10 protein-coding genes are annotated in these 12,981 nt (G+C 66.6%); 4 read left to right on the top strand and 6 right to left on the bottom strand.

Annotation, left to right across the window (positions count from 1 at the left end; all coding sequences use genetic code 11):
* Positions 1 to 48 precede the first annotated feature (48 nt).
* Both DN388_RS11680 and DN388_RS11675 read right to left on the bottom strand, forming a co-directional pair.
* Complete coding sequence (locus tag DN388_RS11680; protein ID WP_058540329.1) at positions 49 to 1,632, bottom strand: rhodanese-related sulfurtransferase; 1,584 nt, start codon at positions 1,630 to 1,632, stop codon at positions 49 to 51.
* Complete coding sequence (locus DN388_RS11675) at positions 1,629 to 2,237, bottom strand: cysteine dioxygenase (protein WP_088514431.1); 609 nt, start codon at positions 2,235 to 2,237, stop codon at positions 1,629 to 1,631. Before DN388_RS11675 ends, DN388_RS11680 begins: the two co-directional genes overlap by 4 nt.
* Before the next feature lie 253 nt (positions 2,238 to 2,490).
* Between DN388_RS11675 and DN388_RS11670 the strand changes: the two genes are divergently transcribed.
* From DN388_RS11670 to DN388_RS11655, 4 genes are all read left to right on the top strand, one after another.
* On the top strand, positions 2,491 to 3,573 hold the full coding sequence (locus DN388_RS11670; protein ID WP_254999893.1) for an LLM class flavin-dependent oxidoreductase: 1,083 nt from the start codon (positions 2,491 to 2,493) through the stop codon (positions 3,571 to 3,573).
* Positions 3,574 to 3,656: 83 nt separating this feature from the next.
* Positions 3,657 to 4,157 carry a tripartite tricarboxylate transporter TctB family protein gene (locus DN388_RS11665; protein WP_235593657.1) on the top strand — a complete coding sequence of 167 codons (501 nt, stop codon included), beginning with the start codon at positions 3,657 to 3,659 and terminating at the stop codon, positions 4,155 to 4,157.
* 10 nt (positions 4,158 to 4,167) lie between these two features.
* On the top strand, positions 4,168 to 5,670 hold the full coding sequence (locus DN388_RS11660; protein WP_043864035.1) for a tripartite tricarboxylate transporter permease: 1,503 nt from the start codon (positions 4,168 to 4,170) through the stop codon (positions 5,668 to 5,670).
* A 36-nt stretch (positions 5,671 to 5,706) separates the two neighbouring features.
* The gene (locus DN388_RS11655) at positions 5,707 to 6,681 is read left to right on the top strand and encodes a tripartite tricarboxylate transporter substrate binding protein (RefSeq protein ID WP_054914351.1); all 975 of its coding nucleotides are present in this window, start codon (positions 5,707 to 5,709) and stop codon (positions 6,679 to 6,681) included.
* 39 nt (positions 6,682 to 6,720) lie between these two features.
* On the opposite strand, the gene DN388_RS11650 is transcribed toward DN388_RS11655, so the two are convergent.
* The 4 genes from DN388_RS11650 to DN388_RS11635 form a co-directional block, all read right to left on the bottom strand.
* On the bottom strand, positions 6,721 to 7,611 hold the full coding sequence (locus tag DN388_RS11650; protein ID WP_254999890.1) for a LysR family transcriptional regulator: 891 nt from the start codon (positions 7,609 to 7,611) through the stop codon (positions 6,721 to 6,723).
* An 89-nt stretch (positions 7,612 to 7,700) separates the two neighbouring features.
* Positions 7,701 to 10,100, bottom strand: a complete 2,400-nt coding sequence (locus tag DN388_RS11645) for a hybrid sensor histidine kinase/response regulator (protein WP_043864032.1) — start codon at positions 10,098 to 10,100, stop codon at positions 7,701 to 7,703.
* A gap of 9 nt (positions 10,101 to 10,109) precedes the next feature.
* On the bottom strand, positions 10,110 to 10,571 hold the full coding sequence (locus DN388_RS11640; RefSeq protein WP_043864031.1) for a response regulator: 462 nt from the start codon (positions 10,569 to 10,571) through the stop codon (positions 10,110 to 10,112).
* 18 nt (positions 10,572 to 10,589) lie between these two features.
* Positions 10,590 to 12,845: an ATP-binding protein gene (locus tag DN388_RS11635; RefSeq protein WP_254999888.1), complete on the bottom strand. Its 2,256-nt coding sequence runs from the start codon at positions 12,843 to 12,845 to the stop codon at positions 10,590 to 10,592.
* Positions 12,846 to 12,981 lie beyond the last annotated feature (136 nt).

Here is a 12,981-nt window from a genome sequence, read left to right as displayed (position 1 = left end):
TGCGGCCTGTCGGCCAGGGGCAGACCTGATACGGTCTGCTCAGGAGGTTCAGATCACCCGGAACCCATGGGTGCCATCACGCCCCAGCTGCGCCACCAACCCGAACTCCCAATCCAGGTACCCCTGCATCGCCTCACGCGGGTTGTCGGTGCCTTCATACGGCCGGCGGTAACGGTCGCTGCGCGGCACCGCCAGGTGCGTCTCGCCCGACTCCAGCGGCCGCCCCTCGGCAATCCAGCGGCCCGTACCACCCTCCAGCACGAACACCGGCACTCGGGTCAGGCGTTGCAGGTCCTGCGCCGCGAACCGCGCCAGCAAGCTGCTGCCGCAGGTCAGCACGTAACGTCCCGCCACCGGCAAGCGCTCCAGTGCCTGCTCCAGCTGTGCCCTGATCGCCCAGTGCGCACCCGGTATGTGCCGCTGCACGTAATTGGCACTGGTGGTGAAGTCGAGCAGCACCGTGTCGGCGTCGGCCTGCCACTGCACCAACTGCTCGGGGTCGATGGTCGAAGGCTGCGGCAACGCCGGCAACGGCGGCTGCCAATCACCCGTTTCGCTGAAGTCGCCTGCGCCCAAGCCATCGAGCACCGCCACCTCCCAGCCCATCTGCGCCAACCACGACGCACTCATGTTGGCACGCACGCCATCGTCATCGATCAGCACGATGCGCGCCCCGCGCACACTGGCCACATGGTCGGTTTCCTGCACCAGCTGACCACCCGGCGTCGAGCGGCTGCCTGGCAGGTGGCCCCGGGCAAATTCCTCGGGGGTGCGCACATCGAACACATAAGTACTGCGATCGGCCTGGGCGCGCCACGCCGCCAGCGTCTGGCTGTCCGCACGCACGACGCCGGCCTTGTCGGCCACGGCCCGGGCCTGTTCGGCGGCGCGCTGCCGGTTGGCCGGGCTCACGTCGCCAAAGCGCCGCGATTGGCCATGGGCCAGGGTCTGCCCCGCCAATGTCCAGCCAATGGTGCCGTTGCGCAAAGCCGATACCGGGTTGGGAATGCCGGCGTTGACCAGCGACTGGGTGCCGATGATGCTGCGGGTGCGCCCGGCGCAATTGACGATCACGCGGGTGGCCGGGTTCGGTGCCAGCTCGGCCACCCGCAGCACCAGTTCGGCACCCGGCACGCTGATGCCGCCCGGAATGCTCATGGTCTGGTATTCGTCGAAGCGACGCGCATCCAGCACCACCACGTCGGCCTTTTCGTTCAGCAGCGCCTGCACTTCTTCGGCCGCCAGCGAAGGGGTGTGGCGCTGGCTTTCCACCAGTTCGCCAAACGCCTTGCTAGGTACGTTCACATCCTGGAACAGCTCGCCGCCGGCCTCGCGCCAGCCGGCCAGGCCGCCTTCGAGCAGGGCCACGTCGCTGTAGCCAAGTTGACCCAGGCGCTGGAGCGCAATCTGCGCCAGGCCCTCGCCATCGTCATACACGGTGATCGGTGTATCGCGCCGGGGCACTCGCGCGTAGATTTCGATTTCAAGCCTGGACAGCGGGATGTTGGCCGCGAACAGCGGATGTTCCACGGCGAAGGGTGCTTCTTCGCGCACATCGATCAGGGCCAGTTCATGCCTGGCCAGCAAGTGCTGGCGCAGGTGGGCGTAGGTGCGGGTGGTCGGGGTGCTCATGGCGCAAGGTTCTCTTTTGACAGGTCCCACAGATTGGGCAGTTGGGTGTTGGAATAACCGGAAATGAAGGGTTTCTCGCTGCCGTCGGCCAGGTACACGGCACGCCTGACCGCGCCGATGTTGGCGCCGTACACGTGGATGCTGATCGACACCTGGTCGTCGAAGGCATTGCTGACCTGATGGATGTCGCCGATGCGCGGCGACACCGCCTCGACCTGGCCGCGCTCGAGGCGCACCGGGCTGCCGGACGGCAGCAGCGCGCCGTGCTCGCTGCGGGCAAACCCCTGGGCGTATTCGGCGCCGCGCAGCATGCCGATCAGGCCCCATACCCGGTGGTCGTGGACCGGCGTGGTCTGCCCCGGCCCCCACACGAAGCTGACGATGGAGAAGCGCTGGCGCGAATCGCAGTGCAGCAGGTATTGCTGATAGCGTTCGGGGCTGGGCTGGGCCAGCTCTGGCGGCAGCCAGTCGTCATGGGCCACCAGTTGCTGCAACAGGCGCTGGCCATCATCGAGAAGGGCCGCTTCATCGGTTTCTCGGTCGAGCAGGCTGGCCAGTTCGTCGATGAACTGACGCAAGCGGTCCAGGCGAAGGGGGTCGGTCATGGTCGGGGCTCTGGCTACGGTTTCGAATCAGCCTAGCAACCGCCTGATGATTCTCAAAATTCAAATTGAGCATAAGCTAATATGCGCAAAGTGAATTTTAAAGCTGTTTCGATATAAATCATTTTTTATATTAGGTTATGCCTAAAATGAATTTCACAAGGGGTGGCGGGCTCGGTAGCTTATAAGCGTTCGTTTTGAAGAAAGAACCTTCTATAACCAATAAGCTTTCTTCGCCCTCTTCAAGGAGCCCCCCATGAGCGTTCAATTCATCGGCATGATCGGCCACCGCCTGTCTTCGGAGACCCTCGATCCGGCTGGCCCGATCTTCGACAAGGCGTACATCACCCGTTTTGCCCAGGTGCACGAGCAGGCAGGCTTCGACCGGATTCTGGTGGGGTACTGGTCGGATCAGCCCGACGGCTTTCTGGTCACGGCCCTGGCCGGGCTGGCGGCGCCGCGTATCGGCTTTCTGCTGGCGCATCGCCCCGGCTTCGTGGCGCCGACCCTGGCCGCGCGCAAGCTGGCAACCCTCGATCACCTGCTCGACGGACGCCTGGCGCTGCACGTGATCAGTGGCGGCAATGACGGCGAGCAACGCAAGGACGGCGACTACCTCGACCACGACCAGCGCTATGCGCGCAGCGACGAGTTTCTGGAGGTGGTGCGCAAGGTCTGGACCCAAGACACCCCCTTCGATCATCACGGCACCTTCTACCAGGCGCAGAACGCCTTCTCCGCCATCAAGCCTGTGCAAAAGCCGCACCTGCCGGTGTTTTTCGGTGGTTCTTCGGCGGCGGCCCTGGAAGTGGCCGGCAAGCATGCCGATGTGTTCGCGCTGTGGGGCGAGTCGCTGGAGCAGACCCGCGAAACCATTCAGGCAGTACGTGCCCAGGCGGCCTTGCACGGGCGCCAAGTGCAGTTCAGCGTGTCGTTCCGGCCCATCATCGCCGATACCGAAGCTGCGGCCTGGGCCAAGGCCGATGCCATTCTCGATACCGCTCGCCAGCGCCTGGAGCGCGCCGGCCCGGTGGTGGCCAACAAGCCGCAGAGCGTCGGTGCGCAGCGCCTGCTGGACACCGTGGCGCAAGGCGAGCGCGTGGATGAGCGCCTGTGGACCGGTATGGCTGCACTGGTTGGCGGTGGGCACAACTCCACCGCGCTGGTGGGAACCCCCGAGCAGGTGGCCGATGCCTTGCTGGCGTACTACGAGCTGGGCGTGACCACCTTTCTGATTCGCGGGTTCGACCCGATCAACGACGCCGCCGACTACGGCCGCGAGCTGATCCCGCTGACCCACGCCAAGGTCGCGGCGCGCCAGGCACAACGCAGCGCCTGAACGGCGCAGCTACCCCAACCCCACCCCGAGACCGCACGCGCGGATCGCCTTGCCTTGTGCCGTACCGGCACCTGGAGACCTGCGTGCGAGATGCTCTGCAACGGGCCGCCACTGCGCGCCCGCATTCCCTGACCCTGAACCTTGATGCCCGCGAAGTGCTGGCCGGCTGCCTGTTCCTGGGCTTCGGCCTGACCGGGCTGCTGGTGGGCAGCGCCTATGCCAGCGGCACGGCGATGCGCATGGGCGCAGGCTACTTTCCCTGGCTGGTGAGCCTGGCCCTGTGCGGGCTGGGCGTGGCCTTGCTGGTGCGCGGCCTGTGGCTGGGCCGCGAGAAGGTCACGCTGGGCGGGTTGTTCATCGTCCGCCCGGCGCTGGCCATCAGTGCCAGCGTGGTGGCGTTCGCGCTGCTGCTGCCCAGCCTTGGCCTGGCGCTGGCGACCCTGTGCATGACGCTGCTCAGCGGCCTGGGCCGGCACAAGGCGCACCTGGGCGAACTGCTGGCGGTGGGCAGCGCGCTGGGGCTGTTCAGCGTGCTGGTGTTCGGCTACGGGCTGGGCCTGAACCTGCCGGCCTGGCCTGTCTGAGGAGCGACCCATGGAGCTGTTGGCACACCTGGGTATCGGCCTTGAAGCCGCCTTCACCCTGAACAACCTGCTGTACTGCCTGATCGGTGTGACCCTGGGCACGCTGGTGGGGGTGCTGCCCGGCCTGGGGCCGGTGGCCACCATCGCCATGCTGCTGCCGATTACCTACGGCCTGAGCCCGGCGGCGGCGCTGATCATGCTGTCGGGCATCTATTACGGCGCCCAGTACGGCGGCTCGACCACGGCGATCCTGGTCAACCTGCCGGGCGAGTCGTCCTCGGTGGTGACTTGCCTGGACGGCCATGCCATGGCACGCAAGGGCCGGGCCGGGGCGGCCCTGGCCATTGCCGCGATCGGTTCGTTCATTGCCGGCAGCCTGTCGATCCTGCTGCTGGCCGCTGCTGCCGCACCGCTGGCCGAAGTGGCGCTGAAGTTCGGCCCGGCCGAGTACTTCTCGCTGATGCTGCTGGGCCTGGTGGCCGCCGTGGTGCTGGCCCAGGGCGACGTGCTCAAGGCCGTGGCCATGACCCTGCTGGGGCTGCTGCTGGGCCTGGTGGGCACCGACGTGAATTCCGGGGTGGAGCGCTTTACCTTCGGCCTGCCCCAGTTGAGCGACGGCATCAGTTTCGTGGTGATCTCGATGGGCATCTTCGGCATCGCCGAGATCATCGCCAACCTGGAGCGCAGCCGCGGCCAGCCGCCCCAGGTGGCGCGGGTGGGCAGCCTGATGCCGACCCGCGAAGACTACCGGCGCAGCTGGAAGCCGATGCTGCGCGGCACCGGCCTGGGCGCGGTGCTGGGCGTGCTGCCGGGGGGCGGGGCGATGCTGGGCGCGTTTGCCTCGTACATGGTCGAAAAGCGTATCGCCAGGCACCCCGAGCGCTTCGGCCAGGGCGCCATCGAGGGCGTGGCCGGGCCGGAGTCTGCCAACAACGCCGGGGCACAGACCTCGTTCATCCCGATGCTGGTGCTGGGCCTGCCTTCCAACGCAGTGATGGCGCTGATGGCCGGGGCCATGATGATCCACGGCATCGTGCCGGGCCCGCAGGTGATCGACGAGCGCCCCGAGCTGTTCTGGGGGCTGATCGTGAGCATGTGGATCGGCAACCTGTTGCTGCTGGTGCTCAACCTGCCGCTGGTGGGGATCTGGGTGCGGCTGCTGTCGGTGCCGTACCGCCTGCTGTACCCGTCGATCCTGCTGTTCTGCTGCATTGGTGTGTACAGCGTCAACAACAGCCTGTTCGACGTGCTGCTCACGGTGGCGTTCGGGTTGCTGGGCTACCTGTTCATCAAGCTGCGCTGCGAGCCGGCGCCACTGCTTCTGGGTTATCTGCTCGGCCCGTTGATGGAGGAGAACCTGCGCCGGGCGATGCTGCTGTCGCGGGGCGATCCCACGGTGTTCGTCACCCGGCCATTGAGCCTGACCCTGTTGATTCTGTGCGTGCTGGCGGTGGGGCTGATGCTCATCCCGCGGGTGCGCGCCACGCGCCATGTGGCCTTCAGTGAAGACTGAGGGCTGCTTCAACCCTGACTGTTCCAGGACCTTTGCATGAAAATCATCCTACCGCTCAAGTTTGCCCTGGCCGCACTGGCCCTGGGCGTTGCCGCACTGGCCCAGGCCGATGCCTACCCGAGCCGCGCCGTGACCCTGGTGGTGCCGTTCCCGCCGGGCGGCGCTGCCGATACCGTGGGGCGCTACTACGCCGAGCAGTTGTCGGCCTCGCTGGGCCAGCCGGTGGTGGTCGACAACAAGCCCGGTGCCGGCACCGCAATCGCCGCCGAGGCCGTGGCCAAGGCCAAACCCGATGGCTACACGCTGTCGCTGGCCACCGCCGGGCAGCTGACCATACTGCCCAACCTGCAGAAGGGCCTGCGCTACGACCCGCTGCAGGACTTCACGCCCGTGGCGGTGCTGGCCTCGGTGCCCAACGTGGTGGCCGTACCGGCTGCCAGCAAGGTCGACACGCTGCAGGCGCTGATCGACCAGGCCAAGGCGCGTCCGGGCGCGTTGAGCTATTCGTCGTGCGGCAACGGCACCCTGTGCCACCTGTCCGGGGAGTTGCTGAAGAACCTGGCGGGCATCGACCTGCTGCACGTGCCGTACAAGGGCAGTGCGCCGGCGGTCACGGCGGTGCTGGGCGGCGAGGTGGATGTGGCGGTGGATACCCTCACCGTGCTGGCCCCGCAGATCCAGGCCGGCAAGCTCAAGGGGCTGGTGCTCAGCAGCGCGCAGCGCTCGCCGTTGCTGCCAGGGGTGCCGAGTGCCAGCGAGGCAGGCCTGCCGGGGTTCGAGGCATCGGGCTGGTTCGGCCTGGTGCTGCCCAAGGGCGCTTCGCCGCAGCTGGTCGAGCAGTTGAGCGCGGCGATTGCCGCGATTGCCCAGGCGCCGCAGACCGCCGAGCGGTTCGCGCAGAACGGGATCAGCGTCGAGCACAGTACCCCGGCGGGGTTTGCCAAGCTGATCGCCGATGACGGCGCACGGTGGGGCGAGGTGATCCGGGCGGGCAACATCACGCTGGAGTGAGGCCCGCTGCCTTGGCTGATGCGGGGCAGGGCGGGGCTGCTACAGCGCCAGCCGCTGCGCCGTGACGCTGCCGAACAGCTCCACCGGCTCCTGCAGGTTGCCCAGGTAGCTGGGGTGAAACAGCCACAGGTCGACCTGGGGCTTGAAGTCGCTGACGTTGACCACTTCAAGCAGGTCGCGATGACGGCTGGCGGCCAGCAGCGGCTCGGGCACCAGCCCCAGGCCCTGGCCGTTGACGACCAGGCCCAGTTGCAGTTCGGTGCCGAAGGTTTCCAGGTTGATCTGCAGCGACAGCCCCTGTTCGCTCAAGGCGCGCTGCAGGCCGGCGCGAAACCCGCAGCCGTCGGGGTTGAGCACCCAGCCCTGGCTGTAGCAGTCCTTGAGCTTGTAGCTGCGCTTGCTGGCGCTGCCCTTGGCGGCCACCACCCGCAGGTGCATGCGGCCGATGGAACGGCTGGCGATGCCTTCGGGGAAGATCTTGCCGGAGGGGAACAGCGCGGCGGCCGCATCCAGCTCGCCGTTTTCCATCCTGGCGATCAGCGCGCTGCCCCAGCCGCTGGCGACCTGGGTCCGCAGCTCGGGGTAGGCCTGGCGAATCTGCGCCAGGGCATCGAGCAGCACCACATCGCCGATGGTCTGCGGCACGCCCAGGCGCAGGGTGCCGCTGGGCGAGCCGTGGCTGGCCACCAGCTCGCGCAGGGTGTCGATCTCGCGCAGGATGGCCTTGCACTGCTCGTACACGCGCCAGCCCATGGGCGTGGGCTTGAGCGGCTTGGTGTTGCGGTCGAGCAGGTTGGTGCCCAGGTCTTCCTCGAAGTTCTGCACGCGTCGTGTGATGGCCGGCTGCGTCAACTGCAGCGACTGCGCCGCAAGGTTGGTCGACTGGCAGCGGATGACGGCGACGAAGGCGTCCATGTCATCGATCTTCATATTCGGCTCTCACATAGTCTGGCGTTGAAAAATGTCTTTCAAGAATAATCTTTTTTGCTCGGCCAGGTAGAAAGCGTGTACAGGTTTTTTCAACGCGCCAGCGCTGCCCAGATCTTGCTGCGCAAGTCGCGCTCGCTGAACGGCTTCTGGATCACCGTCGAATGGCTCAGCCCCAGCACGTCGGTATTGGCATAGCCAGTCACGAACACCACCGGCAACTGCGGGTAGGAGCGCTTGACCAGGGCCGCCAGCTCGCCGCCGGTCATGCCCGGCATGGCGTAATCGGTCAGCAGCAGGTCGATCTCGGGGCTCAGCATGTTCAGTGCATCCGGGCCGTTGCGCGCCTGCACCACCTTCAGGCCAAACGATTCCAGCAAGGTGGCCGTGAGGGTACGCACGGTGCTGTCATCGTCCACCAGCAGGATGGTCGAGCCCAGCGGCTGATGCGGTTCACTCACCGGCGCAGGGCTGGGCAGCACGGCCACCGCGTCGCCCTGGATCCGCGGCAGGTACACGCTGACCGTGGTGCCGACATCCAGGGTGGTTTCGATGCGCACCCCACCACCGGACTGCTTGGCGAAACCGAACACCTGGGCCAGCCCCAGCCCCGATCCATGCCCCACCGGCTTGGTGGTGAAGAACGGCTCGAAGGCCCTGAGCAGGGTGTCCTCGTTCATGCCGCTGCCCGAGTCGACGATGGAGAACACCACGTAGTGGCCGGGTTCCGGGTCTTCGGGCCGCAGGGGCGCGGCCTCCACGGTGACGTTGTGGGTACGCAGCAGCACCGAGCCGGGCCCGTTGGCCATGGCGTCGCGGGCGTTGATGATGAGGTTGAGGATGATCATCTCGGTCTGGGTCAGGTCCGCCGAGGCGGTCCACAGGTCCGGGGCCAGCGACATCTCTACCCAGATATTGGCCCCCAGCGCCTTGTTCAGCAGGCTCTGCATGCCGCGCACGGTGGCGTTCAGGTCCACCGGGCGCGGTTGCAGGCGCTGGCGGCGCGAGAACGACAGCAGCTGGGCCGTGAGCCGGGCGCCACGTTCACCGGCATCGGTGATGTGTTCCAGCCGGGTGCGGGCCTTGTCCAGGTTGCCGCGGGCAATGTCGCGCGTGGCAAAGGTCGCGCTGGTGAGGATCACCGTGAGCAGGTTGTTGAAGTCGTGGGCCACTCCAGCCGTCAGCTGGCCGACCACTTCCAGGCGCTGCATCTGCTGCAGCGTGGCTTCCACGCGTTCCTTCTCGTCGATCTGTTCGCGCAGGCGCTTGTTGGTGGCGGCCAGTTCCTCGACCACCGCACGCTCATCGGTGATGTCGCGCACGGCGGCGTACATCAGGCCGTTCTCCGGCACGATGGTCCAGGACAGCCACCGGTAGTCGCCGTTGGCGTGGCGCATGCGGTTGACGAAGCGGGTCGATACGTTGCCGCTGGCGATGCTGCGGGTTTCCTTGATGGTGGCGTCCAGATCGAGGGGGTGGATCAGCTCCCACAGGCGCAGGCTGCCGATCTGGTCCCGCGACCAGCCCAGCGCCGCCTCCCAGGCCGGGTTGAAGTTGATCGGGGTCATGTCGAAGCGCAGCACCCCCAGCAGTTCACGCGACAGCTCCCAGGTGCGGTCGCGCTCGCGGGTGCGTTGCTCTACGCGCTCGCCCAGGGTTTCGGTCAACTGCACCAGGGCCTGGGTGGCGACCTTGCGCTCGCTGATGTCCTGCATCACCCCGCTGAAACGCACGCAACGGCCATCCTTGAACAGCGAACGGCCGTTGGAGTTGATCCAGCGCAGGCGACCGCCCGACAACTGCACGCGGTATTCGGCATGGAACACCGATTCGCAGCTCAGGGCCTGCTCGACCTTGGCCCGCAGCATAGCCCGGTCGTCGGGGTGGCAGTGCTCCAGCACCTGGTCAAGGTGCAGGTTGCAGCTGGGCGTGACTTCGTACAGGGCGCGGCAGCGCTCGTCCCACAGCACCGAGCCGCTGGGCACGCTCAGTTCCCACACGCCCATCTCCGCAGCCTGGATGGCCAGGCGGGCGCGGGTCTCGACCTCTTCGAGGGCGTTTTCCGCAGCGCGGCGCTTCTCGCGTTCGCGCACTTCGAGCACGGCGCGGCGGATGGCCTTGGGCAGCACCTTGAGGTTCTGCTTGAGCACGTAGTCGACCGCGCCCAGGCGCATGGTCTCCACCGCCTGCTGTTCGCCGAAGATGCCGGACAGGAAGATGAACGGCGTTTCCGGGGCCGCCCGCTGGGCCACCTCGAGCACCTGGATGCCCGACGAGGAGGGCAGCAGGTAGTCGCACACGATCACGTCGAAGGTGTGCTGCTGCATGGCCTCGCAGGCGCCGATGTGATCGTGCACCACCACCGGGTCGACCTGCAGGCCATAGCGCTCCAGCGTCAACAGCGTGAGCTCGACGTCGTGGGTGCTGTCTTCGATCAGCAGCAGCTTTATTCTGGGGAGCGGCGTCGGCGCTCCGGGCTCTCGTCTAGGCATGTCTTGTCATCATGACTTGGGGCGACGCACGACCCGGGTGGAACCGGGCGGTGGCTCGTTGAGCACGGCCCAGAAAATCCCCAGGTCGGAGATGGCGCCGACGAACTCCTTGAACTCCACGGGTTTGACCACGTAGGCATTCACGCCCAGCTGATAGGCGCGGTCCAGGTCCGGCTCTTCGCGGGACGAGGTCAGCATCACCACCGGAATGCTGCGCAGGTCGGCCGAGTCGCGCACCTGTTCGAGCACCTCCAGGCCATCGACCTTGGGCAGCTTGAGGTCGAGCAGCAGCACTGCCGGGTTGCCTTGCGGGCGGTCGGCATGGCTGTTCCTGCGGAACAGGTAGTCCAGCGCCTCGGCGCCGTCGCGTACCACGATCACCTCGTTGGCCAGCTGGCTGCGCTCGAGCGCGAGCAGGGTCAGTTCGAGGTCGTTGGGGTTGTCTTCTACCAGGAGTATCGGTTTGAGCATGGAGCGCCCTCGTGTGGGTCATGCAGTGGGCATGAGGGTTTTCTTTGGAAGTGAAAAATAGAACGTCGCGCCCTGGTCCGGGACACCGTGGGCCCATACCGTGCCGCCATGGCGCTCGATGATGCGCCGCACATTGGCCAGGCCGATGCCGGTGCCTTCGAACTCCTCCATGCGGTGCAGGCGCTGGAACACGCCGAACAGCTTGTTGGCGTACTGCATGTCGAAGCCGACGCCGTTGTCGCGCACGCTGATCACGTGGGCGTCGTCGCGTTCCTGCACGTCGACCTCGATCAGCGCCACCGGCCGGCCGCGGGTGTACTTGATGGCGTTGGCGATGAGGTTGCGCAGGGCCAGGTGCAGGAAGGCCGGGTCGGCCACCACGATCGGCAGGGCGTTGAAGGTCCAGCGGATGTCGCGGCCCTCGTAGTCGGGCAGCATCTCCAGCTTGATGGAGGCGACCATCGCCGACAGGTTGACGTCGGACAGGTGCATGGCGCACCGGCCCATCTGCGAGAAGCTCAGCAGGTTGTCCACCAGGGTGCCGGCGAACTTGGCGGAGTTCTCGATGGTGCCCAGAAAGCGCAGGCTGCGCTCGGACATGTTGGCGCCTTCGGCATCGCTGAGCAGCTCGGCGTAGCCGGCGATATGCCGCAGCGGCGCACGCAGGTCGTGGGAGACGCTGTAGGAGAAGGCTTCCAGTTCCTTGTTGGTCTTTTCCAGGGATTCGGACAGTTGCGCCAGTTCTTCGGCCTTGCGCAGCACGATGCCGAGGATGGCCTGGCGCAGCTCCTGCACGCCCTCGATTTCGCTGGGGTCCCAGGGGGTCGAGAAGCCTTCGACGATCTGCTGCCACTGCTCGAAGCTTTCGCGCGGGTTCAGCGAGCCACTCTGGGCGATGCTTTTTTCCGGGCGGCCGGCCCAGTGCACCACCTGGGACTGCTGGGGTTTGAACCAGATCAGGTAATGCGGGTGCAGTTCGGAAATGGACACGGCAAGGATGCCGCTGGCCATGTCGGCCAGCCCCGTCAGGTGCGGGATATCGCGCCCGGCGTTGTCGGTATGGAACACCTCGGCGTCGCCGCGGGCGGTCAGCCAGCCCACCAGGGCCATGATCCGCGCCTGGGGCGGGGTGTGCCCGTAGGTGTCGCAGCCGGTGCTGGACACCACTGCGGCACCGGCGGCGCCGACGAAGTCGGTGAAGATGTCGGGCAGGGCGCGCAGGCCCAGGCGCACGCTGTCCTGGTCGGCGATGGCGCCCAGCAGCTGCACGATGCGCTGGCGGATCTCGAGCATGCGCGCGTGGCGCAGGTGGGCTTCGCGGGTCTCGATCTGCAGCGACAGCACCCGGCCCAGCAGTTCGCAGGCGGTACGCACCTGAAAGCTCACGCTGCGCGGCGTGCGGTGATGACACGACACCAGCCCCCATAACCGGCCCTCGACCACGATGGAAACCGACATCGAGGCCCAGGTCTGCATGTTGCGCATGTATTGCAGGTGCACGGGCGAGACGCTGCGCAGGGTCGAGAAGCTCAGGTCCAGGGGTTGGCCGGTGAGCAGGTTGGCGGCCGGCAGCAGGCGCGCCGGCTGGTAGTCGGCATCCTCGATCACGCGGATGCGGTTGGCACAGTACAGCGCCCGGGCCTGCGCCGGGATGTCCGAAGCAGGGAAGCACAGGCCCTTGTAGCTGGGGTAGTCGTCGTCGACCAGTTCGGCGTTGACTAGCCCGTTGCCCTCGGTGTCGAAGCGGTAGGACTTGACCCGGCCGAACCCGGTCAGGCGCTTGATCACGCGCACCGCCCGCTCGCACAGCTCGTCGATGCTCTCGCTGTCCGGTGCGCCGCCAACGAAGGAGCGCACCAGCGGGTACAGGCGCGAGCTCGGCGCCGGCACAGCGGCCGGGCGCTGGAATTCGGCGATCAGCACCTGGTCGTGGCGGTGCAGCATCATCGGCAGGCGCTGCGCCTGCTGGCCGATCAGAAACTGTACGTCGGCCACGTGATAGGGCTGGGACTGGTCTTCGTCGAGTTCGCCCAGCTGCTCGACGAAACTGCAACCGTCCTGCACCACCGCATCGAAATGCACGCCCAGCAAGGCGTCGATCTCCACCCCCAGCCAGTCCGGCAGGTTCTCGCTGACCTGGCGGATCAACATGGCCGGCTCCTGCACCACGACCATGAACCCCTGGGGCTGAATGCTGCCGGGGGTACGGATCTGTTCACGGGCGCAGTTGGCCAGGGCGATCTGGAAAGCGTCGCTGGGGTGGGTGGTGGTCACAAGATCCCTCCTGAAGGCGTGTTGGCAGGCCGTGCAGGGGAAGGGCACAAGCGATCCCGGCCAAGTGTAGAAAGCGCGGACAAGGTATCAAATCCTGTGGTTTCACGATGCTAAAACTGATCCTTAGCTGATGAAT

Origin of the sequence: Pseudomonas sp. S12(2018) (genome assembly GCF_024355235.1) — a bacterium.
In the GTDB taxonomy this organism is placed as follows: Bacteria; Pseudomonadota; Gammaproteobacteria; order Pseudomonadales; family Pseudomonadaceae; genus Aquipseudomonas; species Aquipseudomonas palmensis.
This window is presented reverse-complemented; position numbering and strand designations above follow the sequence as displayed.

Coding starts and splice junctions, on each gene's coding strand:
- DN388_RS11640 (WP_043864031.1), bottom strand. CDS start 10,571: ATGCTCAAACCGATACTCCTGGTAGAAGACAACCCCAACGACCTCGAA.
- DN388_RS11660 (WP_043864035.1), top strand. CDS start 4,168: ATGGAGCTGTTGGCACACCTGGGTATCGGCCTTGAAGCCGCCTTCACC.
- DN388_RS11645 (WP_043864032.1), bottom strand. CDS start 10,100: ATGCCTAGACGAGAGCCCGGAGCGCCGACGCCGCTCCCCAGAATAAAG.
- DN388_RS11655 (WP_054914351.1), top strand. CDS start 5,707: ATGAAAATCATCCTACCGCTCAAGTTTGCCCTGGCCGCACTGGCCCTG.
- DN388_RS11670 (WP_254999893.1), top strand. CDS start 2,491: ATGAGCGTTCAATTCATCGGCATGATCGGCCACCGCCTGTCTTCGGAG.
- DN388_RS11680 (WP_058540329.1), bottom strand. CDS start 1,632: ATGAGCACCCCGACCACCCGCACCTACGCCCACCTGCGCCAGCACTTG.
- DN388_RS11675 (WP_088514431.1), bottom strand. CDS start 2,237: ATGACCGACCCCCTTCGCCTGGACCGCTTGCGTCAGTTCATCGACGAA.
- DN388_RS11650 (WP_254999890.1), bottom strand. CDS start 7,611: ATGAAGATCGATGACATGGACGCCTTCGTCGCCGTCATCCGCTGCCAG.